At 35.9% G+C, this 23,664-nt stretch carries 22 protein-coding genes and 4 pseudogenes; 11 read left to right on the plus strand and 15 right to left on the minus strand.

Features of this window, described 5'->3' with window-relative positions; all coding sequences use genetic code 11:
• Positions 1–24 precede the first annotated feature (24 nt).
• The 5 genes from MHB44_RS14580 to MHB44_RS14600 are packed head-to-tail and all read right to left on the minus strand — an operon-like array spanning position 25 to position 6,467.
• Positions 25–2,067, minus strand: a complete 2,043-nt coding sequence (locus MHB44_RS14580) for a cellulose biosynthesis cyclic di-GMP-binding regulatory protein BcsB (RefSeq protein ID WP_341299757.1) — start codon at positions 2,065–2,067, stop codon at positions 25–27.
• A complete protein-coding gene (locus tag MHB44_RS14585) occupies positions 2,064–3,338 on the minus strand; it encodes a glycosyltransferase (protein ID WP_341299758.1) in 1,275 nt (424 codons plus the stop codon). The genes MHB44_RS14580 and MHB44_RS14585 overlap by 4 nt, the downstream gene beginning before the upstream one ends.
• Positions 3,331–4,764 carry a DUF2334 domain-containing protein gene (locus tag MHB44_RS14590; protein WP_341299759.1) on the minus strand — a complete coding sequence of 478 codons (1,434 nt, stop codon included), beginning with the start codon at positions 4,762–4,764 and terminating at the stop codon, positions 3,331–3,333. Before MHB44_RS14590 ends, MHB44_RS14585 begins: the two co-directional genes overlap by 8 nt.
• Positions 4,754–5,611: a diguanylate cyclase gene (locus MHB44_RS14595; protein ID WP_341299760.1), complete on the minus strand. Its 858-nt coding sequence runs from the start codon at positions 5,609–5,611 to the stop codon at positions 4,754–4,756. Before MHB44_RS14595 ends, MHB44_RS14590 begins: the two co-directional genes overlap by 11 nt.
• Positions 5,586–6,467, minus strand: a complete 882-nt coding sequence (locus tag MHB44_RS14600) for a hypothetical protein (RefSeq protein ID WP_341299761.1) — start codon at positions 6,465–6,467, stop codon at positions 5,586–5,588. Before MHB44_RS14600 ends, MHB44_RS14595 begins: the two co-directional genes overlap by 26 nt.
• A gap of 1,931 nt (positions 6,468–8,398) precedes the next feature.
• Between MHB44_RS14600 and MHB44_RS14605 the strand changes: the two genes are divergently transcribed.
• Positions 8,399–8,959 carry a hypothetical protein gene (locus tag MHB44_RS14605; protein WP_341299762.1) on the plus strand — a complete coding sequence of 187 codons (561 nt, stop codon included), beginning with the start codon at positions 8,399–8,401 and terminating at the stop codon, positions 8,957–8,959.
• A gap of 136 nt (positions 8,960–9,095) precedes the next feature.
• Here MHB44_RS14605 and MHB44_RS14610 read toward each other — a convergent pair.
• From MHB44_RS14610 to MHB44_RS14620, 3 genes and pseudogenes are all read right to left on the minus strand, one after another.
• A pseudogene (locus MHB44_RS14610) lies at positions 9,096–9,303 on the minus strand (transposase); the annotation flags it as partial.
• Positions 9,304–10,040: 737 nt separating this feature from the next.
• A complete protein-coding gene (locus MHB44_RS14615; protein ID WP_341299763.1) occupies positions 10,041–10,415 on the minus strand; it encodes a kelch repeat-containing protein in 375 nt (124 codons plus the stop codon).
• A gap of 514 nt (positions 10,416–10,929) precedes the next feature.
• The gene (locus tag MHB44_RS14620) at positions 10,930–11,136 is read right to left on the minus strand and encodes a hypothetical protein (protein ID WP_341299764.1); all 207 of its coding nucleotides are present in this window, start codon (positions 11,134–11,136) and stop codon (positions 10,930–10,932) included.
• A gap of 394 nt (positions 11,137–11,530) precedes the next feature.
• Between MHB44_RS14620 and MHB44_RS14625 the strand changes: the two genes are divergently transcribed.
• A complete protein-coding gene (locus tag MHB44_RS14625; protein WP_341299765.1) occupies positions 11,531–12,088 on the plus strand; it encodes a hypothetical protein in 558 nt (185 codons plus the stop codon).
• 195 nt (positions 12,089–12,283) lie between these two features.
• Here MHB44_RS14625 and MHB44_RS14630 read toward each other — a convergent pair.
• Positions 12,284–12,667, minus strand: a pseudogene (locus MHB44_RS14630) (transposase); the annotation flags it as partial.
• Positions 12,668–13,052: 385 nt separating this feature from the next.
• On the opposite strand from MHB44_RS14630, the pseudogene MHB44_RS14635 reads away from it, so the two are divergent.
• The 5 genes and pseudogenes from MHB44_RS14635 to MHB44_RS14655 all read left to right on the plus strand — a co-directional run.
• Positions 13,053–14,176: pseudogene (locus MHB44_RS14635) on the plus strand (IS3 family transposase).
• A gap of 165 nt (positions 14,177–14,341) precedes the next feature.
• Positions 14,342–14,917: a Uma2 family endonuclease gene (locus tag MHB44_RS14640; RefSeq protein WP_341299766.1), complete on the plus strand. Its 576-nt coding sequence runs from the start codon at positions 14,342–14,344 to the stop codon at positions 14,915–14,917.
• A gap of 292 nt (positions 14,918–15,209) precedes the next feature.
• Positions 15,210–15,650, plus strand: coding sequence for a transposase (locus MHB44_RS14645; protein ID WP_341299767.1), 441 nt, complete (start codon positions 15,210–15,212; stop codon positions 15,648–15,650).
• Positions 15,651–15,762: 112 nt separating this feature from the next.
• Positions 15,763–15,972 carry a transposase gene (locus MHB44_RS14650; protein WP_341299768.1) on the plus strand — a complete coding sequence of 70 codons (210 nt, stop codon included), beginning with the start codon at positions 15,763–15,765 and terminating at the stop codon, positions 15,970–15,972.
• A gap of 209 nt (positions 15,973–16,181) precedes the next feature.
• Positions 16,182–16,601: pseudogene (locus MHB44_RS14655) on the plus strand (IS3 family transposase); the annotation flags it as partial.
• A 77-nt stretch (positions 16,602–16,678) separates the two neighbouring features.
• Here the strand turns inward: MHB44_RS14655 and MHB44_RS14660 are convergent.
• The gene (locus MHB44_RS14660; protein ID WP_341299769.1) at positions 16,679–16,897 is read right to left on the minus strand and encodes a hypothetical protein; all 219 of its coding nucleotides are present in this window, start codon (positions 16,895–16,897) and stop codon (positions 16,679–16,681) included.
• Positions 16,898–17,025: 128 nt separating this feature from the next.
• On the opposite strand from MHB44_RS14660, the gene MHB44_RS14665 reads away from it, so the two are divergent.
• Positions 17,026–17,559 carry a site-specific integrase gene (locus tag MHB44_RS14665; protein ID WP_341299770.1) on the plus strand — a complete coding sequence of 178 codons (534 nt, stop codon included), beginning with the start codon at positions 17,026–17,028 and terminating at the stop codon, positions 17,557–17,559.
• Between the two features lie 47 nt (positions 17,560–17,606).
• Here MHB44_RS14665 and MHB44_RS14670 read toward each other — a convergent pair whose 3' ends face one another.
• Entirely contained in the window at positions 17,607–18,143 is a 537-nt protein-coding gene (locus MHB44_RS14670) for an isochorismatase family protein (RefSeq protein ID WP_341299771.1), read from the minus strand.
• A gap of 321 nt (positions 18,144–18,464) precedes the next feature.
• On the opposite strand from MHB44_RS14670, the gene serC reads away from it, so the two are divergent.
• Both serC and MHB44_RS14680 read left to right on the plus strand, forming a co-directional pair.
• Complete coding sequence (gene serC / locus MHB44_RS14675; protein WP_341299772.1) at positions 18,465–19,556, plus strand: 3-phosphoserine/phosphohydroxythreonine transaminase; 1,092 nt, start codon at positions 18,465–18,467, stop codon at positions 19,554–19,556.
• Positions 19,557–19,793: 237 nt separating this feature from the next.
• Positions 19,794–20,138 carry a hypothetical protein gene (locus tag MHB44_RS14680; protein WP_341299773.1) on the plus strand — a complete coding sequence of 115 codons (345 nt, stop codon included), beginning with the start codon at positions 19,794–19,796 and terminating at the stop codon, positions 20,136–20,138.
• Positions 20,139–20,305: 167 nt separating this feature from the next.
• Here MHB44_RS14680 and MHB44_RS14685 read toward each other — a convergent pair whose 3' ends face one another.
• Genes MHB44_RS14685 through MHB44_RS14695 form a run of 3 tightly spaced genes read right to left on the minus strand, consistent with a single transcriptional unit; the run spans position 20,306 to position 22,355 of the window.
• Positions 20,306–20,734, minus strand: a complete 429-nt coding sequence (locus MHB44_RS14685) for a Fur family transcriptional regulator (RefSeq protein WP_341299774.1) — start codon at positions 20,732–20,734, stop codon at positions 20,306–20,308.
• The gene (locus MHB44_RS14690) at positions 20,731–21,594 is read right to left on the minus strand and encodes a metal ABC transporter permease (protein WP_341299775.1); all 864 of its coding nucleotides are present in this window, start codon (positions 21,592–21,594) and stop codon (positions 20,731–20,733) included. Before MHB44_RS14690 ends, MHB44_RS14685 begins: the two co-directional genes overlap by 4 nt.
• Positions 21,595–21,608: 14 nt before the next feature.
• On the minus strand, positions 21,609–22,355 hold the full coding sequence (locus tag MHB44_RS14695) for a metal ABC transporter ATP-binding protein (protein WP_341299776.1): 747 nt from the start codon (positions 22,353–22,355) through the stop codon (positions 21,609–21,611).
• Positions 22,356–22,484: 129 nt separating this feature from the next.
• Here MHB44_RS14695 and MHB44_RS14700 point away from each other — a divergent pair, with 129 nt between their 5' ends.
• Positions 22,485–22,721, plus strand: coding sequence for an endonuclease IV (locus MHB44_RS14700; RefSeq protein ID WP_341299777.1), 237 nt, complete (start codon positions 22,485–22,487; stop codon positions 22,719–22,721).
• A gap of 41 nt (positions 22,722–22,762) precedes the next feature.
• On the opposite strand, the gene MHB44_RS14705 is transcribed toward MHB44_RS14700, so the two are convergent.
• Complete coding sequence (locus MHB44_RS14705) at positions 22,763–23,656, minus strand: deoxyribonuclease IV (RefSeq protein WP_341299778.1); 894 nt, start codon at positions 23,654–23,656, stop codon at positions 22,763–22,765.
• Positions 23,657–23,664 lie beyond the last annotated feature (8 nt).

A 23,664-nucleotide genomic window follows, 5' to 3' on the forward strand; every position in this document is an offset into this window, starting at 1 on the left:
CGTGTTAGGCGACTTTGCTTTTACTTATTGTTCCTTTAATTGATTTTTCTTTCTTTTGCGTAAAATAAAGTATAAAATTACAGCAATAACAATGATAAGCCCTACAAACTCTGCAACTAAGATAAAGGATATTTCAAAGCCCCTTTTCTCTTTTGTATCATGCTCACTTACCTTATTACCCACCGCCACAACAAACTGCCCTTCTTTTGTTTCGATTGCAGCCGCAACTTGGGTATCTGTCTCCTTTAAATGCGCATAAAAGTCATTGTCTATAGAAGTAGCATCGAATGCATGTAGCCATAACAAGGGCTGTTTTGTTTGCCAGAAATTTTTAGTAATATAGGCATGCTTCGCCATAACTTCAGGTAAAAATCCTTGTTGAATTAGCTGCTCTGCTGTATAGGGAATATTCTCAGCATTTTTGGATAGCCATGTTAACTGATTCATAGCTCCAATAAAAATTACTGCATGCTGTTGTAAAGCTGTCTCTGTCACATCCTTATCCCTTACAAGCGTAATTTGTGCCATTGTGCCATTCATCATTAATGCTTTATATAGCTCACTCATTTCTGTATCATCCAGATTCCCATCATCAGGGATCACCATTAATACATTGTCATGAAAAGCATTTGGAAAATCACGCAATGTAAAGGATGGCTCACTTGCATCTTTGGTAATAGATAAGGAGCTAGCGCTATCAATATATAGCCAATAGCGTTCATTCGTCGTTTCACACGGCTCCTCTAACTGAAAGCCTGTTACCTCAAATTGCACATCTGTTATCGATTTTTTATTTAACACATTTGTTTGAATCGGTATGGATGCCTCATACATATCTGTTGCTGTTTGCTCTAGCTTTCGTAGATCTACCGCATGTGGGACATTATTAATATAAACAATCAACTCTAGTTTGCGATCGTCCTCCTCTTTACTGCCTGGCATCGTTGCAGATTTTTTCAAAACCAATCGCATGACTGCTTCTTTGTTTGCCTCTAACTGTGGTAAGGATACATAATAATGTGGTGTGATTGACCCTTGGCTTGATAATATTTGATCCTCAAAGCCAAATTGCTTGAACGGTATTGCTGTTTCTGATAAACTTTCAAGCTTTGGTAATTCGTTAATTGTTAATGTTTGACCTGCTAATTGCTCCAAAAGCCTTGGTTCTGTTAAAGATAATAAACGTTCCGCAATAGCCTCTGCCTTTGAAGAAGTGACAATGAAAAAAGGTACTTTTTGATTGGTATCGATATTTTGTAATTCATGCATCATCAGTGTCATCGCATTCTCAGTTGTCTCAATATTTGCTACTATATTTTTAAAGAAAGCTGTCCTAAATTCATTTTTTGCACCAAGCAATACAACAGGCCCTGTCACCTTCTGAACAGCATCTTCACGTTGGATTTGTACATCTGTTTGGCCATGCTCTGATAAATAGGCAGCTAGCTGATAACCACTATTTAATGTCGCCGTAGAAGCTTCCTCTGGTAAGATAAGCGTTGTCGTATAGCCCTCATAGCCCAAAAATGCTGAAGGATAACTATTTAATGACCATATTTCACCTTCCTCCACAAAAGCTGATATAGAGGATAAAATATCAATACGCAACCAATTCCCTACATTGCCAGGCGCCACACAAATTCCTTCCTTTAAAATTCCATAAAAGCTAGCTGTTATTTTATGAGACCCTTTTAATAGGGCTTCCTCTGGCAGATTTACGGTAACGGTTTGCTTTCGTAAATCGGTTGTTAACGGTACCGTTTTGATCGCCACATCATCCACCTTTACTGTAAAGGATGAGGGTGCAATTAATAGCTCTGAATATTGGATATGGAATGTTACTTGCTGATTATTAAGCTGCGCATCTTCGGTAAGACTGTAATAAAAGTCTCTCGATGAAGAGGGCCCCTGCAATTCAATTGGCTGAGATACTAATGGTTTTTTCTGATGTTGATTGCCTTCGATTGCAATGGTTTGTTGGTCCACCGTAATGGTAGCCGCAGTTGCATCATTCGTAAATATTAAAAAATAAATAACAAATAGAAGTAAATAAAATTTGGCTTTCATTCGTCTGCCCCTTTATCTGATTGCTTAGCAAATCGTTCTGTTTTATACCATTGCACTTCTTGTCCAGTAAACATGCGCTTTATTTCTAACAGTAATGACCAAACAACAAGCACGATCCACATTTGAGAATACGTAAAATACATGAGTATAACATAAAAGAAATTTTTTCGATTCATTTCTGTTTTTTCAATACTTAATGTAATCATGACTTCACCTAAGAAGAGTAAAAAAGCTAATACCCATAAAACAATGGCAATATCGCCAACGGTCAATCCAATATCATAAAATAAATTGATAATAAATAAGCCATTGGATAAAATAACGCCAAAGAAAAATAGAAAATACGTGAAGAAAAAGTAAAATAAATCAAATATAATACTTTTTCTTTTTAATGTAAAAAATTGACTTAAAAATTTAAGAACGACATACTGATTACCTCTTGCCCATCTTGTGCGTTGCTTCCACCATACTTTAAGTGTTTCGGGCTCTTGCTCCCATGTAATTGCTTTTGGGAAAAAGCGAATATGGTAGCCTAGATTGTACACTCGAATGGTTAGCTCTGTATCTTCTGCTAAGGCCTTTACATCCCATCCGCCAAGCTGCTCTAAAATGGAACGACGAATGGCAAAATTTGTACCTGGGATGGTTGCCACCTTAAACCATTTCCAACGACCACCTTGAGCCATCCATTGAAAACAAATCGTTTCAATATTAATAAAGCGTGTCAGCCATGTTTCAGCCGCATTAATAACACGAAACTTCCCTACAGTTGCAGCTGCCTTTGGATCATTAATAAGGCCCATCACTAAATACCAAACTGCCATCCTCTCAGGCGTATTATCCGCATCATAAACCACGACTATCTCCCCTGTAGAATCAGCCAACGCCGAATTTAATGCAGAGGATTTTCCCTTTCCTTTGTTCGGCTCTACGGTTTCAATCACACGAATAAATGGAAACTTTTCAGCGAATTTTGAGGCGATTGCACCTGTGTCATCAGAGGAATTATCATTAATAACAATTACCTCTAGCTTATCTTTTGGATAGTATAAACGAGACATGGCCCGCAGTGTCTGCTCAATAACAAGCGCTTCATTATGCGCAGGAATAAAGACACTAACGGAGGGTACATTGTCCATTTTTTTAGACCATTGATTGATAGGCTTTTCAAATGAACGAAAATGTAAATAACCACCTTCCATTAAAAACATATGGTAGAGCAGCATCACCCAAATGAGGAAAAGTGAAATAAAAAATAATGTATTAGCCATTGGATTTCCTCTCCTCAAATAACCTTTTACGCAAAGTTATACGCAAACGTAAGGTATTGATAAAAAATAATGTCACAAATAACGAAACAATCAGTACAAGCGCCCATAACATGACTTCAAACGGTCGTTCATCGAATAAAATTTTTAAACGCTGAAAATTTGTAAATGATAGATGAACCGTTTGTTTGCCGTTTTCATGCTGAACAATGGCAATATTTCCCGATTTTACTTGCTGTTTCGTTTGTCGAAAATTAATGAGCTCAATCTGTGGATGCCTATTTAAATAATCGGCAAGCTCCTGGACATAAGATGCATCGCTATAAGCAGGATATTGAATACCAATAACAGAGCCAGGAACTTTTAATAAAAGATCAATCTGCTGTTTCACAGGATAGAAAGGATTGGTCGTTGTATGTGCTATCGTCCCTGCTGTAAAAGGGTAGATAATGCGTTGATTTATTTGCGACATATATAATTGCTTATTTTCTCGTTGAATAATACTTGTAAATAGTGCACTGTCACCCACACTTATCGTAGGATAGATTTTACGAAGCGCTAAATAATGGAGACTTTGTTCCATCGAGTTAGATGCAGAAAGGATAAATGCATAACCTTCTTTTTGCAGTTGTTGTAAATAACTCACTAATTTCTTATTGTCCTGTAAGTAATCTATTTTTTCATCCATCATAATGGGTGTTACTTCAAGGGCAATCGGGATATCTCGATCCGCAAATGCCGCCACTACCTCTTCTAGCTTTTGAACATTAGTTTTCATATTAATATCCGTTAAAACTATAAATGCTGCATGTGTTGATGGCTTTGGCAATTGTAGTAGCTCACCAATGATTGCTGGCCACTCGTACTGTAAAGCTCCTTCATTGATAAAAGCCCCAATAAATGACCAATTATGCTGCTGGATAATAAAAGGATACGACTGATTGATCGTTGATGCCGACTCGATGATTCGAGTATTAGCAGTTGGTTGTACGCTTTTCCACTGAATAGGGCTAACTAATCCTTCCTCCCCTATGGCTCGAAGTTCCACTACCTGTTTTTCCTGCCATTTCGCAAACGGAGCTAACTGCAAGGCATTATTCCCAATCAGTAGAGCTGGTCCTTGAAATTGATTCAGTGCATTAAGTGCCTTTGCTGGCATTGCTGATGAGTAGGTATTGATCACAACGACTCGTTGATAATGCTGAAGCATCTGCGGATGAACATCCTCTATAGCAACCGTATCTACAAATGTATAAGCTTGTAGTATATGCTGTAAGGCTTGTATATCATCGTTAGGCTGTTTATTGCTAGTCATATAAATTAATGCTACATCCTTATCTGGATCCGCTGCCAATACGGTAGTAGCTGTGTTGAATGTATAAAAACAAAGCCATCCCATTATAAGCCAAAGGCAATATTTAGAGCGCATTTGTTTTCAACTCTCTTTCCAGCTCTGCCAGTAATACATCAAATGTGGCATCCATCAATGGATAATAGGTAAAAAAGCTTGTTTTATAGCTTAATGTCACCCATTTTCCATTGAACAATTGGTGATTTTTCAAAGCTTGGTCCAATTTATCATAAATAACTTCCATATGCTGGTCGCTTGTATCAATCAGCAATAGCCCAATATAATTTTCACGAAATCGAAATTTTTTATCGGTTGTTCTAACTGTCTGCTGAATCTTGTGAGAAAGCTGCTGCCATAAATGTTGAACTTCTTTAGCACCATAAAGTTGCTGGAATTGGTCATAATTCTCCAGCATTAACACTATAAAGACAAATGTATGCTTATGTCGGTCAGATCGTCGCATTTCCTCATTTACACTTATACGCATACGTGTTTCATTTTCAAAGCCTGTTTCCACATCAATCGCTACATAATTTCTTACATCTTCTTGTAGTTTTTTTAAATAGTTTTCCTGCTCCTTCATCAATTCATGCACCTTTCCTGCACAAAGAATCAGCAGCAATAGCATAATCCCATAGGCGAAAAACATCTGCATGGAAAAGGAAGCATTTAAAAATATCGTCGTTCCTGATAAGCCCATATAAAGCAAGGTGGAACCTGTAATAAAAATAAAAACAAGGCTACTAATCAGTCCCAGAACAGTTCCTTTCCAAAGTGTGACTAATAGTAGTACGAGTAAAAGGCCGTACAATAATAAACCTTCAGCACTCAGCCGTAATAAAAAATAAGAAGGTATTTGCAACAATAAAATTAGCAGTGCTCCATACAGAAAAATGGCTCTATTCCAGTTCATCATTGTGCGCATTGTCTACCTCCCTTTCTGCCAATAGTGGTAGTAAATTATCAAAAATATGCGTTGACTTTGTATAGTGATCGACATAGCCTGTCCTTGGATCATTTTTCAAGGCTGTCATTTTATTAAGGAACTGCTGAGCCATTTGTTGTTCGTCCAGCTCAAGCATATAACGTGCAGCCATCGCATAAACGGCTGGGGATTCATATTTTACGGCTGGTTTATTCGTCTCTGCATAATAACGGCCATATAGTTTATCGTCCCTTGCTAGTAAATCGAATAGCCAATTTTTAAAAGGCGTTGTGTCTTTTTTTATAGAAGCTAGATGATAAGCTGTATATAATTGTTCAATCATATGCAGTTCTTCATCAAATACATAGCTTTTAGAAGAAAGATCATAATATTTTGGAAAGAACCCTTCCTTCGATAATGGTGTATTTTGTAAAATAATGATTTGTTGCTCCATCTGTTGCTGTGAGAGTAGATCGTGTTCTGCCATTTGCTGAAAAGCGGCTGGCATAATATAGCACATTGTTAATGTATTCGCTTTGTCATGGGAGTGAACATCCACAAAATCAACAAACAATCCATCTACCATACCAAACCGTTTTAAATTTTCACCAATTTCCTTCCCTAGTTGTATATAGGAAGCATTATCCCATTTTTCACCTGCTTCCAATAACACATGAATGACCCGTAAATCATCAATCAATGCAGTCACAGAGGCTTTCTTTGTGCCCTCTATACGCCATACCATAAAATTATTTGTTAAAAAGAATGATTTTATGACTTGAACCTGTTCATCAAAGCGGATTCGATCATCTTTTTCTAGCAAATAATCAAGCCATAATCCAACCGACTCGGACAAAAACAGCTCCTTCTGATCTGTTAAATCTGTCCGTAATAGCCCTTTATCTGTCATTAGCCTTTGAAGAACAAATTGCTCTGTCGGTGAAAGGGGTTCTTTTGGTAACGCAATCTCTTTTTTAGTACAGCTTATTAAAACAAAAACTACACATATGATAAAAACAACTTTTTTCTTAATAGAATCACCTCAAGTATAAAAAACATGTACTTATCACCTATATTTTCTTTTATAATATACTATCCTCTACAAATAATAAACATTTCTATGAAAAAAGCCACATTATATATAAGTTAATGCAAATAAAGGATGTCTAAATAGTCATAAAGACATATACAACATCCTTTATTTCTATATTTTTTTGATATATTTAAAAATTACAATGCTTTCTCTAGCATAATTTTCTCGAAGTACAGCTATAAATTGCTGCTTTATGGCTATCCTACAAGCTGTAAAATACTCTAATTGCAAAGGAATACATGAAGGTCTTAAACGATTAATCTATTAATACTTTGAAAATCTTGTCCTATTTTGTATCATGCATAATATTGTATTAAATATCGTTATTTTAGACCAAGTGAGGCAAGGTTGGGACTATTAAAAATTAGGCAGCGTGGCATAGAAATATGTGAATACATTCAGGTATAAAAGCACCTCAAAAAACTGGATGTTATTATACGTTTTAATATTCTTTAATTTCAAAGAACACAATTTTATTGTGAATGATATGGTCTTTGCGAGATTGGGAAAGGCCTATGTTAAAGTCTTTATTAAATATATAGTATGGCTTTAAATCTTCTGATAGCACATTGTCATACCAATGTACAAAGTCATTAATCTCATTTTCTGTTAAATCTTACTCCTTCAATTGTAATTGTGCTAGAATGATGTATTTCTTTTAGTAATGTATCAATTTATTTCCATATATAAAATATTTACTCCATTAATGATAAAATCTTCACAATAATTAGTATCTATACGGTATATTTCTCCTCCTAAGATTACCTTCTCTTTCCCAATTATAAGTTAAGATACATAAAATATGTAATAACAATCTGATAGAAAAATGCTTAATCTACTCTTTAATGATTTTCATTTAATAATCTTACATTTACCTAAATTCATTCACTCAGCAGCAAGATTTGACTGGCAAAGCGTGAAAGAAAACTCATAAATCCTCTCTGATCAAAGTAAAAAGCATCCACTGAAAGGGTAAAACGTCTTATACTTGCTTGGGATAGCGATTATACCAAGCTAACGGCTGTAGAACGTGTACTTCTTGAAAAATCAACTCAAGATTTAAATCATGGTAAAGTAACTAACTACGCAGATATTGACTGGAACCGAATAACCATACAAAAAGCATCTACTCTCCTAGAGCGCTTTTTGTTAGAGATGTCGTATGAAAGTAAATGAATTGAAAATTGCTACCATAAAAGAAAGAGTAACATTTAAAAGATATTGGAAGGAGCAATTAAGAAATTGCGCGAATGTTCAAGGTTTCAGAAACTACCATTCACAAACGATTGAGAGAGAGAATTTGAATATTGTCTATATCCTTTTTGTGTAGAAGATATGTAGACAACATATAAAAATAACCAATTTCATATTAAAGGTTTTATTCTTAATGTTAAAAATAAAAAAATATTTACTCATATATTTTACACCTTAACATGAAATATATAGCAAATATTTTTCCAACAAAAGGGTTATATGGATTTTATAGAGATATTATAAAAAGTATTTGTTAAGTTAGATAACTATATTTTTTCAATAAACTACTATTGAATAATATATTTTTATACCTTAAAATACAATATATAACAAATGCTTTTACAATAAAAAGGAAGAGGTGTATTTTATAGATAGAGCTTAAAAAGTATTTGTTAAGTTAGAAAATTACATTTTTCATAATAAATTACCAGGGAGGAATTATGATGACAGTTGCAGTAAAAAATTTTAGCAGTATTATGGATCAAATTAGAGATGCTTATGTAGGAGAATCTACTACTGAATTTTCTATACTAGAGCATATCGGGCTTCAAGCTCCTTCTACATCCAATACACCTGATGAAGTGAAAAAAATAACACAAGAATACGAGCAAGATGTGAATAATTTTTATGAACAAGAAGAGACTTCCTTAAAAGAAAATGTGAAACAATTAGAAAATAAGGAGATGAATCAAGCAGCGTTTATGGAGAAAATGAGTAAGAGAAAAGAAGAAGCATTAAAAAAGGCTGAAGACACGATTAATAAACTCTATGATAAATTAACAGATTATGGAGTAAAACATCCTTCATCACAATTAGCAATCATCACTGTTGCTGATGCGGTTGGAGCTTTTATACAAGATATTATGAAGAAAATTGCAAATGTTTTTATTGGTGTAGTAGACGCTGTAAAAAAGGCAGCTAATGAAGCTGTTAAGTTCATTTCTTCTACGTTCAATTCAATTACTAATTCAACGAAAAACTTCTTTGCTGAGTTATTTTAAACAATAATGAATAAATGACTGGAAGCAAGGCTGTTTACGGACAGCCTTGTTTATTTTCCTATTTAATTGCTCATTCAATTTTCGCCAACATATTTTTTAACAGTATGAAAGACTATCACCTTTATGAAGCCCCGTTTGAACACAACTGACTGGAAGTGTATGTTTTCGATGTAGCAACTACTTTTTTCCATACATTTCGCTTTGTACGCTAACATGATTCTAAAGTACGACCATGATGCTGCGTTGCTTACTTTAGCTAACTTGAGGTTCTTAAGCATCGTTGACATTTGCAAATCTTCAATACCAATCACATCGTGGTTTTTGATGATATCAGTAGAGATTTCTGTTCTTCCAGTGGTGATTATGTAGTTGTGCTACTTTACGTTTTTGTTTCTGATAGTTCTTCGCTTCATCCAGTTGGTATGTTCATTTCAGCGCTAATTCCTGTCGTCTGAATAGAACAATTCTACATCTGTCAACTACTATAACTAGTGGAAAGGAAGGCATCTATATCCATTCCACTTAAACCGCTTCATATCAATGCTTTTGAACTATCTGTTATTTCATAAGCTGTGATATGGTTGGGTTGCAAGGTAGACATGGTAAGCTAGTAAATCGTCGATATATCAATGATTTGATGAAATTCTATCAATTATGGTAGCTTGCAAGATAATGCATATAGTAGCATTGTTGTGGGGCAAGATGGGAACTATTAAAATTAGGCTGGCGTGTGAGTAGAATAAAATATAAAAGCACCCAAAATAAAATGGATGCTTTTATATTTTTAATGTTCTTTAATTTCAAAGAATACAATTTTATTGTAAACGATATGGTCTTTGTAAGATTGTAAAGAGTCCATGTTAAAGTCTTTATTAAATACATAGTATGCTTTTAAGTCTTCAGCTGTAATATTATCATATCAATGCATAAAGTCCTTAATCTCATTTTCTGTTAAATCATACTCAAACCAATCATGACTGACCATGCGAATTACTAACAACGCCCGTTTATAGACAGGAGGATTTGGGACTTCAACTGAAACTTCATTTGAATGCCCGCTTATACCGTTTTCATTCACACTTCAAACTACATAGTAGTAAGTATTTCCTGGCTCTTGATTTTTGTCTATGTACGTTGTAACGCTGAAATTTACAACGATTAATTCACAAATGCCATCCTTAACTCTCCTATAAACATTGTAACTAGTTGTTCCTTTTACTGACTCCCAGTTTAAAGTATTATCGTTGTCCAATTGAATCTTACTTAGATTACATTTGGCAACCTTCATGCTTCTCTTTAGTGGGTATTTATTAGTCACTGGATCAAACTCAAATAAATTGTTGACTATTGGTTCATTTACAGTTTTCCCGCCTAGAATACATATTTTATCACTAACAGCATTTGCACTATGAGTGTATAGTTCAATTAGTAAAGATTCTATTTGCTCCCATTCCAATGAAACATTTACCCCTTAATGCTAAAATCTTCACAATAATTAGTATTTACGAGGTGTATTTCTCCTCCTAAGATTACCTTCACTTTCACAATTATAAGTTAAGATATACAAAATATGTAATAACAATCTGATAGAAAAATGCTTAATCTACTCTTTAATGATTTTCATTTAATAATCTTACATTTACCTAAATTCATTCACTCAGCAGCAAGATTTGACTGGCAAAGCGTGAAAGAGAACTCATAAATCCTCTCTGATCAAAGTAAAAAGCATCCACCCTATTCTATTAATGGATGCTCTCCTGATCTATTTAATAATCTGCAATTGTTGCTTTTCTTATTGAACTTCAATTTTACAGTCTTGCCATGCCTTATATACATAACCTCGCTTTTGCCATTTTGAATGTGGTAGGCGTGTCCTCCTCCATCAAATCTAAATGCCCTTCAAAGCGCTGTATTGCACATACAGTTGGAGCACTTAAAATATATGATGTCATTGTTCATATATTCTGTGTTTAGCTCCACAATACTTTCACCCATTTTTTTGTGTAGTTGTAGCCCCAATGTGTTAATAGCTTCCGTAGTTGAATAAGAGTCTTTATTTCGTATTTAGGGTCATCAAATGTTTTTTCAATCATGATTTCGTGCAGCGTAAGTAAACTTATAATCCCAAAATCAAAGCATGTAACGGTTTCTTCATACCTTTTTAATGTTGGATACATGCTAATTGCCTTCACACCATAAAAGATAAGGGTTGCATTTAAGGAGGAGTGGAGAAACTGCACAAATTCACAAGGTTTCAGAATCTACTATTTGCAGACGATGGAGACAGATAGAGTTTGAATGTTGGCTATGTTATTTTTGTGTAAAGGGTATGTAGACAACATATAAAAATGGCTATTTTCATATAAAAGGCTTTATTTTTATGTTAAAAATTCTTAACGTTGGAAAATGTAAAATAATGTTGACTGATAGATTATTGTACCTTAATATACAATATATAGCAAATACTTTTACAATAAAAAGGAAAAGGTGTATTTTAATAGAGTATAAATAGTATTTGTAAAGGTAGGCGGCTATATTTGTTTCACAATAAATTACTAGGGAGGAATTATTATGACAGTTGCAGTAAAAAATTTTAGTAGCATTATGAATCAAATTAGAGATGCTTACGTTGGAGAGTCAACTAATGAATTTTCTTTAGCACAACACATCGGACTTCGCGCCGCTTCAGTATCCGATACACCTGATGAATTGCAAACGTTAACACGAGACTATCAGCAGGATGTGAATAATTTTTTTGAACAAGAAGAATTAGGCTTAAAAGGAAATGTTAAACAATTAGAAAATAATGATGTAAGTAAATCAGATTTTATTGAGAAGATGCGTAAGAGAAAAGAAGAAGCATTAAAAAAGTCTGAAGACATGATTAATAAACTCTATGATTCAATGACAGATTTTGGTGAAACACATCCTGCATCACAAATAATAATCCTTACCCTTGCTGATAAAGTTGGAGCTTTTATGCAAGATATTATGAATAAAGTTGTAGATATTTTTGTTGGTATAGTAGACGCTGTAAAAAAGGCAATTAGTGTAGCTGTTGAGTTCATTTCTTCTACCTTCAATTCAATTGTTGATTCAACGAAAAATTTCTTTGCTGAGTTATTTTAAACAATAATAAATAAATGACTGAAAGCAAGGCTGTTTACGGACAGTCTTGTTTATTTCCCCTATTTAATAGCTCATTCAATTTTTTTCCAACATATTTTTCAACAGGTATGGAAGACACGTTTATTAAACCCCGTTTGAACACAACTGACTGGAAGCGTATATTTTCGACACAGCTACTACTTCTTTACCATATCATTTCGCTTTGTACGCTAATATGGTTCTAAAGTGTAACCATGATGCTTCGCTGATTGCTTTAGCTAACTTGTGGCTCTTGAGCTTAGGTGACACCTGCAAATCTTCAATACCAATCACAGCGTGTTTTTTGATGATGTCAGTAGAGATTTTATGCAAGTAATTTGTTCTTGTATGGATGATTTCCTCATGTAGTCATGCTACTTTACGTTTTTGTTTCTGATAGTTCTTCGCTTCATCCCATTGGCATGTTCGTTTCAAGGCTAATTCCTATCGTCTGGCTAGAACACGTTGTACATCAGCCTTCTTTTCCCATGCACGAAACCATTTAGGATTGCCAACAACTTGACCAATGGAAAGGATAGCAAAGTCTTTTACTTCCACATCCGCTCTAACAAGTAGGACTAGCATCGCTACCCCCCCCTCTTGAACCGCTTCATACCAATGTTTTTGTATTATCCGTTATTTTACAAGCCGTAATATGGGAAGGTTACAAGGTAAGTTTAATAGACTGATAAACCGTTGATATATCAGTAGTTTAATAATTTCGCTCCATTTTGTATCATGCAAATTAGTGCATATAATAGTATGGTTTTGGGGCTAAGTGGGGCTAGTTTGGGGCTATTAAAATTAGGTGGGCGTGTGTGTAGGAATGTGTGAGCAGAGGCACCCAATAAGGGACTGACCCCTATATATAAGACAGGGATCAAAAAAGCATCTTCGATTGAATTCGGGTTTAGAAACCTAAACTTCAATTAGGAGGTGCTTTTCTATGAGTACAAGAGTGAGTTATCCATATGAAATAAAAATGAAAGCCATTGAGATGCGACTAGCAGGTATACCAATGAAACAGGTTTTAAATGAATGAAATATACGGCATCGAACACGGGTGGAAACATGAATGCGTTGGTATAAAAATGGAGAAACGCATCGATTTGAACAACCTGTCGGTAAACGATATATATTTCATAAAGGTCCTGAGTATGCGAGTGAACAAGCAAAATTAGAAGCTGAAAACCGTTATTTAAAACAACAGATTTAGGTCTTAAAAAGTACGCAGATTTGGAGAAGTAGCTGTACAGTTAGTCGAGACGCTCCGAGAAAGGATGTGCGTAAAGGATATATGTACTTGCACGATCTACCTACTATCGTTGGAAACAGGCATCTACTGAGGGCGGGTATCGTCAGGCCATAGAGCGATGGATTGGTCATCTCTGCCGTGCACATAAATTTCGATATGGTTATCGAAAAATTACGGCACTCTTACGCCAAGAAATAGACGTGAATCATAAGAGTGTACAACGCATCATGCAAAAATATGGTTGGCCATGTCGCGTGAAAGTGAAAAAACGTAAACAAACTGGACAACCCTGCTATATCGCCCCTAATGTATTCGATCGCGATTTTATGGCAACCGCACCTTTACAAAAGCTCGTTACCGATATTACTTACTTGCCTTTTGGTCAGAAACAGTTGTATCTTTCAAGTATTCAAGATTTATATAATGGCGAAATTATCGCTTATTCAATTAGTGAGTGTCAAGATACGGATTTTGTGTTGCATACATTAGCCCAACTAAACCATGTGCCTGAAGGTTGTACGTTGCATAGTGACCAAGGCTCGGTATACACATCTTATCGTTATCAACAAGCCATAAAAGGAAAAGGCATTACCTTGAGTATGTCCCGTAAAGGTACACCCGTTGATAATGCCCCTATTGAATCGTTCCATTCAGTATTAACGTCTGAAACGTTCTACTTAGACAATTTGAAGCGTACTACGACGGCCATCGTAGAGCAAACTGTCAAAGACTATATAAATTATTATAACTATATCCGAATACAAACGAAACTAAACAACCAGTCGCCAGTTCAGTGCCGCCAACTGGTTGGATAATGCTTTTTTGATCCCTATCTTATATATAGGGGTCAGTCACTAGAGCGGATGCTTTTTGTTTGCTTTGGAAATGGGGAGGCTAAATTTGACTCTCCCTATCAATAGAAATGTGTATCACATATACGCTATACTGAAAGCACAAATAAAAATAAGGAGATGAAGGAAATGGCGATAAATGAACGACTTGACGAGCCACGCACAGAAATGATTGACGGGAAAATCATGATGATGTCCCCACGTCCGACAGTGAACCATAATCGAATCATTACCAATTTAGCCGTATTATTCGATAAGTATTTAGACAGTAAAAAATGCGAATATTTTACGGATGGGGTAGACGTATTCTTTGACGAAAAAAATAGGGTGATTCCTGATAGCATGATTATTTGTAATACTAATATTATCAAACGTAATGGCATATATGGTACACCTGACTTAATGGTTGAAGTGCTTTCACCGTCCACAGCCCATCATGACAAAGGAAGAAAGAAAAATTTGTATGAACAGTTTGGAGTTAAAGAATATTGGATTATCAGCCCTGTTGAAAAATCCGTTGAAGTCTATTTGCTGAAAGATGGTAAGTATGAATTAGATAATGTGTATACAGTGATTCATAAGGACGATTGGGCAGACATGACGGATGAAGAAAAAGCAGAAGCCGCGCTCACATTAAAAGTATCGCTTTATGACGATTTCGTTATCCACATTAACGATATATTTAAAAACGTTATTGCTTATTAACTCTATACGGAGAGATGAAAACAATGCGTGAAGAATATGATTTTACAAATGCAAGAAAAAATCCATATGTGAAGAAAGCCAAAAGCAAATCACGATAAATCTTGACAGAGATGTTGTGGATTACTTTAAAGAGCAATCAGAAAATACAGGAATACCGTATCAAACGCTTATCAATCTGTACCTTGCTGATTGTGCAGTTCACCAAAAACAGTTACAAATGACGTGGAAATAGTAAAAGTGTACTGCACCCTAAAAGTTAGACCAAAAATCTAACTTTTAGGGTATATTTATTTTGGCAAAATATGATTATGAGTTTAAGAAAAAAGTCGTTGAAGCCTACTTTCAAGGGCATGGGGGTTATAGACAAATAGCTCTTCAATTTGGTATTTCCTCATGCTATGGAATAGTGAGTAGATGGGTGAAACAAATAACTGCCCTAGGATTTGATTCTCTTAGGAAACAGAAAAGACGTTCGGATTACATTCTTCAATTTAAACTTAATGTCATAAACTATTATTTAAATAGTGAAGAATCTATCCGAAATGTCGCACATAAATTTAATTTGCCAAATGACTCGATGGTTTCATGGTGGACGACGGCATTTAGAAAACATAGTCTCGGGGGAATTTCTCCAAAAACGAAAGGACGTCCATCCATGTCAGACAAACCGAAGAAAACGAAGGAAGAAAAGAAACCATCACGTGAACAGGAATTAGAACAAGAAAATGAATGATTACGTGCGGAGCTTACGTTCATAAAAAAGCTTCAAGCTTTAGGGTTACCCGTCCAGATCGTCTCAAGAAGTAGATACCAGAATTATCCATGACATCCGAGCAGAGTTCAAATTGAGTATTCTTCTCGAAGCGACGAAGTTCCCTAAAGCGACTTATATGTATTGGCAAAAGCGATTTGATAGAGAAAATCCAGATGAAGAAATTGAGCGTGTTATTAGTGAAATTTTTGAAGAGAATCATGGTAATTACGGTTATCACAGAATAGATGATGAATTGCGTAACCGCGGAATCGTTGTGAATTATAAAAATACAGCGTATTAAACAGAAACTGGGTCTACAAAGCGTGAAATTCACGAGAAAATCCCGCAAATATCGTACATACAGAAGCAATGTGGAAACGGTTGAGAAGAATCGTATTCATCGCCGTTTCCATACAACCATCCCCATCAAAAATTGACAACGGATACCTCTGAATTCAAGTATTTCGTTACTGGAGAAGACGGAAAAGTAACCATTAAAAGGCTTATTTAGAGACATTCCTAGATATGTTTAATGGTGAAATAATTTCCTATCGATTATCTGAACGACCGAACACACAAGCAATTCACGACGCTCAACTAAAGGCAATTAAAGGGACATCAGCTTGCCCTTTTCGACGAACCTTTCATTCAGATCAGAGATGGGCATATCAGATGAAACAATACGCAAATCTATTGAAAAACAATAAAATATTCCAAAGCATGTCTCGAAAAGGAAACTGCTTAGACAATTCGCCAATAGAAAACTTCTTTGGCCTACTGAAACAAGAAATGTATTATGGAACTATCTATACTAGTTTTGAAGAAATAAAACAAGCAATGGATAAGTATATCTACGACTACAATCACAAGCGAATAAAAAGTAAACTTGGATGTAGTCCAGTCACCTATCGTAAAAGATTGGCTGCATAAAAGAAAAACCAGAATGAAGAAATCCATTCCGGTTAAAGTCTAACTTTTGGAGTTTACTACAGACTTGAGTTAATTTCTTATTGTTGCAAGTTGCTATCTTCATTTCGTTTATTTATCTGATACATTCCAATATTTACAATTAACAACACTATAGCTAATGCATACATTATTGTTAATGAAAAAGATACTTGTTCTATTCCTTCTTTTTGAACAAGTCTTATAAAACAGAGAGTTGATACTATGGACATAATTACACTAATAATATTTAGAATTTTGACTTTATTTATTTTAGCCACATTAAACACCTCCCCTCTACCTATATCATAGGATAAATGGAATAGTTTGTCATTATAAGAAATATGAATCAAAAAGAATCATCAGGAATCGCCTTCTTTAGAAAAAGTTCCAATAGTATCCCAAATGAATGCTACAATTCCCAATGCGGAATATCGACTTTGCCAATCAAACGATTACTATTGATCGAACTAGAGGATGTAACGGTGTAGACTCTACAAAAACCCTAAATAGTGAGCGTACTATCAAAGTGGATAACATTGTAATAGAACAGCTACACAGCTACCGAACAACGGTTAAAGCTCTTTTACTTTCACATGGTAGAAAGCTGCATAGCGATCTAATGAAGGATGATTCGTTCATTTTCCTTTCGCCACATACAGCAGAGCCCTTTGACCCCACAGGTTTAAACGCAATATTTAATCGCCTTGTAGAAGCGGCTAAACTACCAGCTACAACCATTCATGGATTACGGCATACACACGCTACGATCCTTATGAATAATGGTATACCCGTCAAGGCTATTGCTGAACGTTTAGGGAATACACCCGAAATGATCCATACAACGTATGGACATGTGTTAAAGGAAATGGAAGCACAAGCAGTATCCGTATTTAGTGAAAGTTTAAACGCAATTGGGGCTAAAAGTGGGGCTAGCATCTAGCTACCCCCCTCTTAAACCGCTTCATACTAATATTTTTGTACTACCGATTATTTTACAAGCTGTAAAATAGTTTTAAATTGTGGATGATCGGCACCCTGTAACAGCTCATATAAAATCATTTCCGTACTTGTTGGAGCAATACCAAGTGCTTGCATTTTTGCTAGCCCTACCTCTTTATTAGCCTTTGTACGAGAGGACACCGCATCTACCACAACCTCCACTTCACCTCCCTGCTCCTTTAGCTGTCTAGCTGTTTGATAGACGCAAATATGTGTTTCAATACCCGTAACAATAAATTGCGAGCGCCCACTTGCTTTCATTGCTTCGACAAATGTTTCTTCCTGACAAGCACTAAAGGCCATTTTTGCTATCGCCTGCCCTTGTAAATGCTGGGCAATCTCCAATGCTGTGCCTCCTAATCGGCTTGGATTTTGTTCCAGCCATAAAATAGGTACTTCAAGTGCTTGCATTGCTTGTACTAGCTTTGACACATTGGCAATTACCGTTTCACTCTCATCAACAATTGTTGCTAGCTTCCCTTGGACATCCACAATTACTAAACATGCTTTTTCTACTGTAAACATTTATCGCACACTTCCCTTTTTCTTTTTATTATACAAAAAACTTCTCTGCTATGCTGTTCCTCATAAACAATCGTTAAAACCGAACATTTCCAAACTAAAAAACTATTTAAAAGCATCAATAACGAAAATTATATATAAACAAAAGTATTATTTTCTATTTCATTCGTGTTTTATGATTAGACTACCTAAAATATGTAGATTTTATTGCGAGCCTGTCGATATTTTGCTCAAATATTAAGAATTTTATTTTTTCTCTTGAAAAGTACGGTATAATTCAGTAAAGTTCTGTTATCTTATAACAAAAATAAGGAGTGTATCACCTTGACACAACGTGCATACAATTTTAACGCAGGTCCATCTGCATTACCACAAGAAGTATTAGAAAAAGCCCAGCAACAATTAGTAAACTTCCGTGATTCTGGTATGTCTATTATGGAAATGAGTCACCGTAGTGCTATTTTTGATGAAGTACATAATGAAGCTATTGCTTTACTAAAGAAGCTTTATGCGATCCCTGAAAACTATGAGGTGCTATTCCTACAAGGTGGCGCAAGCCTTCAATTTACAATGGTGCCTATGAACTTTTTAGCAGCTGATCAGAAAGCTAGCTATATCTTATCAGGCTCGTGGTCTGAAAAAGCATTCAAGGAAGCAAAATTATTTGGTACACCAGTTGAAGTTGCGAGCACAAAAGACAATCAATACCGTAATATCCCTGCATTAGAGGATATTCATTTTAATGAAGAAGATGCCTATGTGCATATTACTTCCAATAATACAATTTACGGTACACAATGGAGAGAGTTTCCTGAAACAGAAAATATCCCATTAATCGCTGATATGTCTAGTGATATTTTATCAAAGCCTATTGATATTCAAAAATTTGGACTGATCTATGCAGGCGCTCAAAAAAATCTTGGGCCTTCAGGTGTAACAGTTGTCATTATTCGTAAAGACCTTCTCGAAAAGGCAAATAAAAATATTCCTACAATGTTAAAATACACAACGCATGCGGATAGTAATTCTCTTTATAATACACCGCCAACATTTGGTATTTATATGCTAGGAGAGGTATTAAAATGGGTAGAAGCTAAAGGTGGTGTTGCTGAAATTGAGAAGCATAATGAATTAAAGGCAAAGGTTATCTATGATGCCATTGATAATAGCAATGGTTTCTATAAAGGACATGCAGTACCAGAAAGCCGTTCACTCATGAATATTACATTCCGCGTTACTGATGAGGAGCTTGAAAAGCAATTCCTTACTGAGGCAAAAGCAGCGGGCTTTGTAGGGCTAAATGGACATCGTTCTGTCGGGGGCTGCCGTGCTTCCACTTACAATGCTGTACCATTAGAGGCATGTGAGGCTTTACGAGACTTTATGGTAGATTTCCAACAAAAGCATCAAGCATAATCATGAAAAACGACGATAAATTACGCTTCTGTAATGATTCGTCGTTTTTTATTGGAAAACTATATGATTTATAGCAAATTTAACGCTTAGGACTTTACACAGCGCAAAAGAATTTGAGAAAAATATAGTTTTTTCAATTGCCTAGCGGACATATTACCAACCTTTAGTGCTTCCTTGAACATAGATTATTACTGTAAGGGTTACTCTTACGAATCTAGTTGAAGGGAGGTCTTGAGAATGGAAGACAAACGCTATATGACACATATGAACTGGCAAGGCTGCAAATGTCCTAAAAAAGAGGAACAACGCTGTCCACGTAAACCAGAAAAATGTCCTTGTCAAAATACACCAAGAATGAGCAGCAACTGTAGAGGCTGTGCTTGTCACCAATTAAGAAAATTAGAGCTTGCAACAACAGTAGATATTTTCTTAGAGGGCGGTGTTAGCTTCTTAGGTTTAACATTTATTTCTTTTGATCCACGTACTTGCTGTGCATACTTCCTTGAGGCAGGTGCTGCAGCTACTTCTCCATTAATTGTGGATTGCAATAAAATTGTTGCACTTCGTAGAGTAGCAGCTTAATGATTTGAGAGGGGGCTTCTCGCATGAGGCTACCCTCTTTTTTGATTTTAACATTCTTATTCAGCTACTTTTGATGTTCTATCCACCACTTTTATTATTCTATTTCATCACTTTCCTTACTCTATCCCCCTAACTCTGCCACCTCCAACAAAAAAACACTGCCACATTTACGTTGGCAGTGTTTCTTGCTTACAATCAGGACATTTCCCATATATTTCAAATTTATGATTTTCAATTTCGTAGTCTGGCAGTTTTTCGCCCAGCATTTCCATTGGACAAAGGTTGAGTTCTTTAACATTGCCACAGTCCATACAAATAAAATGATGGTGATGATGTGCGGATTCACAGTGCATACGAAAATTACGCTCTCCTGATAGCTCAGTTTCCTCTAAAATTCCAAGCTTCACAAATGTAGCAAGGTTGCGATAAATCGTATCAAAGCTCATCCCTGGAAAATCTTTTTTCAAAACATCTAATAAATCACGCGCTGTTAGATATTTATCCGTCGCCGCAAACATATCTAATATTAACTCTCGCTTATCTGTTTTTTTATAGCCATTTTCTTTTAAAATTTCCCACGCTCTCGAAACGTTCATGGTGCTACCTCCTCCTGCTTTGCAGCCATTTTAAATGCTACTCTCTTACCTAAAATCACCAATAGCAATATCAAAATAGAAGTGACAACAATCGTGCCTCCTGGTGCTAAATCCAAATAAAAGGCACTCACTAACCCAATCAATACAGCAGCCTCACCAAAAACAATCGCATAAATAATCGTTTGCTTAAAGCCCTTTGCTAGTCGCATGGCAGCCGCTACAGGCAATGTCATCAGGGACGATACCAATAAAATCCCAACGATACGCATACTTGCCGCAATCACAAGGGCCGTGATAACCATAAACAAAAGATGAATCCAGCGTGCAGGAAGACCACTTGCTTTTGCATATTCCTCATCAAATGATAACACAAATAACTCTTTAAAAAATAAAGATAAAAAGAGAATGACAACCACAGCAATGCCTATTACTACCCATAAATCTTGGCGTGAGACAGCAGATACAGAGCCAAATAAATAGCTCATTAAATCTGTGCTAAAGCCGCTGGCGAGTGAGATAAAGATGGCACTAATGCCAATTCCCCCCGACATAATAATTGGAATCGCTAGCTCCTCATAGTGCTTATATAGACGTCTCAAACGTTCAATTAAAACAGAGCCACTAACAGAGGCTAATATTCCTAAATAGATTGGATTCAGCATTGCTAAAGCTGCTACAGATTGGCTGATATATAGACTGCCCGCTATTCCTGCCAGCGTTACATGCGACAGAGCATCTGCAATTAAAGATAGTCTGCGCACAACAATAAACACGCCTAAAAGAGGTGCTAATATGCCAATCAATAACCCCGAGAAAAAGGCATTTTGTAAAAATTCATAATGTAAAATTGCTTCAATCATTGTGCCTTCTCCTTCTAATGAATCTTTCTTACAGAATGACCATACCACTTGTCCAGTGCATCCTGAGAAATATTATCAAAGTCATTTTTATAGCCATGGAAGTGAATCGTTTGATTTAAGCATGCCACATGGCTAATACGATTGGACACAGTGTCAACATCGTGTGTCACCAGAATCATCGTAATTCCCTGTTCCCGATTTAATGTCGCCAGCATATCATAAAATGACTGCACATTCTCGTGGTCAATGCCAACAGTCGGTTCATCTAAAATAAGTAGTTTTGGATCACTGACTAAAGCTCGTGCAATAAAAACGCGTTGCTGTTGTCCACCAGACAGTTCACCAATATTGCGATGCATAAAAGCATCCATGCCAACTGCCTTTAGCGCTTCCTCCACTTGCTCCTTGGCATTGCGTCCAGGTCTTTTAAAAAGCCCTAATTTTTTGGTTAATCCACTTTTCACAACCTCTTGCACAGTTGCTGGAAAGCCAGAGTTAAAGGCATTGGATTTTTGCGAGACATAGCCAATCCATTCACGGTGTTTAAAGGTTGCACTTGATTCACCAAAAAGTTGTACCTCACCTGATAGTGGCTTTAATAAGCCTAAAATAATTTTTAATAATGTTGATTTTCCTGAGCCGTTAGGACCGAGAAGGGCTAAAAAATCACCTTGTTCTACACGAAGGGAAATATTTTTTAAAACCTGTGTATAGTCATATTGAAATGACACATTTTGAATGTCGATAAGTGTTGATTTCATACATGATCGCTTCTTTCTAAGTCAAAATCATTACGATTTACAAAATGTAAGTATAAATGAAAGTGCAGTTTTTGTAAAGAAAAGAAGATAGATGCTTTGCTCATAATTTTGCATAAAGGAGGATGGGCTTTGAGTATACAATTTTTACAGCAATTGCTAGAAAGCACTGATAAGGAAATTGTTGCAATTGCCCGCAATGAAGGGTTTACGATTACAACGTCTGAAGTAAAGAAACTTCGACCTTATTTGGAACAATTCTCATTTTCTTGGCTTTTTTTAGGTGTTCCTAAAGATATTCTTGTAGAGGTTGAGGCGATTTTAGGGAGAAAGCGCTCTCGTCAACTCATCGCATTGTTTACAAAATAACGAAAGCCCGAAATCAGTACCATTGATTTCGGGGCCTTTTCTTAGCCTTTTAATGCTTCAATAAGCTCAGGCTTAAATGTACTGTTTCGCAGCATCTCAATTTCAACTTGATACGGGGCAACTTTAGATTTTGCATCACTATTTAGTGGGACAAATGGTGTTTCTAAAATTTTAGGAATATCCATTAATTGTGGATGATGTACCACATAGTTTAATGCATCAAAGCCAATATGACCAAAGCCGATATTTTCATGGCGATCTTTACCAGCGCCTCGCACATTTTTGGAATCATTAATATGCAACACCTTAATGCGATCTACACCAATGATTTTATCAAATTCATTTAAGACGCCATCAAAATCCTCCACAATATTATAGCCTGCATCATGTGTATGACAAGTATCAAAGCATACGGAAAGACGCTCATTATGTGTGACACCGTCAATAATTTTTGCTAGCTCTTCAAAGGAACGGCCACATTCTGTCCCCTTCCCTGCCATTGTTTCTAAGGCGATTTGAACGGGATAATCTTGTGCTAATACTTCATTTAAGCCTTCAATAATTTTTGCCACCCCCATATCAGCACCAGCTCCAACATGCGCACCAGGATGCAGGACAATTTGAGTTGCCTCAAGTGCCGCTGTACGTTCAATTTCTGATTGTAAAAAATCTACGCCAAGACGAAATGTTTCAGGCTTTGTTGTATTCGCAATATTAATAATATAGGGTGCATGAACTACAATATTTGTCATACCATGCTCCTTCATATGAAGCAGCCCTTGTTCAATATTAAGGTCAGCAATCGCTTTACGACGTGTGTTTTGCGGTGCCCCTGTATAAATCATAAATGTATTGGCTCCGTATGACAGTGCCTCTTTACTAGAGCCAAGTAGCATTTCTTTCCCACTCATCGAAACATGTGAGCCAAGTAGCATGTTAAAGC

Origin of the sequence: Lysinibacillus sp. FSL H8-0500, from assembly GCF_038051955.1 — a bacterium.
Taxonomy (GTDB): domain Bacteria; phylum Bacillota; class Bacilli; order Bacillales_A; family Planococcaceae; genus Lysinibacillus; species Lysinibacillus macroides.

Excerpts from the sequence above, each read along its gene's own strand:
- MHB44_RS14620 (WP_341299764.1), bottom strand. The coding sequence starts at position 11,136 with ATGTATCCAACATTAAAAAGGTATGAAGAAACCGTTACATGCTTTGAT.
- MHB44_RS14640 (WP_341299766.1), top strand. The coding sequence starts at position 14,342 with ATGGCGATAAATGAACGACTTGACGAGCCACGCACAGAAATGATTGAC.
- MHB44_RS14695 (WP_341299776.1), bottom strand. The coding sequence starts at position 22,355 with ATGAAATCAACACTTATCGACATTCAAAATGTGTCATTTCAATATGAC.
- MHB44_RS14685 (WP_341299774.1), bottom strand. The coding sequence starts at position 20,734 with ATGAACGTTTCGAGAGCGTGGGAAATTTTAAAAGAAAATGGCTATAAA.
- MHB44_RS14590 (WP_341299759.1), bottom strand. The coding sequence starts at position 4,764 with ATGCGCTCTAAATATTGCCTTTGGCTTATAATGGGATGGCTTTGTTTT.
- MHB44_RS14605 (WP_341299762.1), top strand. The coding sequence starts at position 8,399 with ATGATGACAGTTGCAGTAAAAAATTTTAGCAGTATTATGGATCAAATT.
- MHB44_RS14690 (WP_341299775.1), bottom strand. The coding sequence starts at position 21,594 with ATGATTGAAGCAATTTTACATTATGAATTTTTACAAAATGCCTTTTTC.
- MHB44_RS14625 (WP_341299765.1), top strand. The coding sequence starts at position 11,531 with ATGACAGTTGCAGTAAAAAATTTTAGTAGCATTATGAATCAAATTAGA.
- MHB44_RS14665 (WP_341299770.1), top strand. The coding sequence starts at position 17,026 with ATGCTACAATTCCCAATGCGGAATATCGACTTTGCCAATCAAACGATT.
- MHB44_RS14585 (WP_341299758.1), bottom strand. The coding sequence starts at position 3,338 with ATGGCTAATACATTATTTTTTATTTCACTTTTCCTCATTTGGGTGATG.
- MHB44_RS14580 (WP_341299757.1), bottom strand. The coding sequence starts at position 2,067 with ATGAAAGCCAAATTTTATTTACTTCTATTTGTTATTTATTTTTTAATA.
- MHB44_RS14705 (WP_341299778.1), bottom strand. The coding sequence starts at position 23,656 with ATGCTACTTGGCTCACATGTTTCGATGAGTGGGAAAGAAATGCTACTT.
- MHB44_RS14595 (WP_341299760.1), bottom strand. The coding sequence starts at position 5,611 with ATGCGCACAATGATGAACTGGAATAGAGCCATTTTTCTGTATGGAGCA.
- MHB44_RS14680 (WP_341299773.1), top strand. The coding sequence starts at position 19,794 with ATGGAAGACAAACGCTATATGACACATATGAACTGGCAAGGCTGCAAA.
- MHB44_RS14670 (WP_341299771.1), bottom strand. The coding sequence starts at position 18,143 with ATGTTTACAGTAGAAAAAGCATGTTTAGTAATTGTGGATGTCCAAGGG.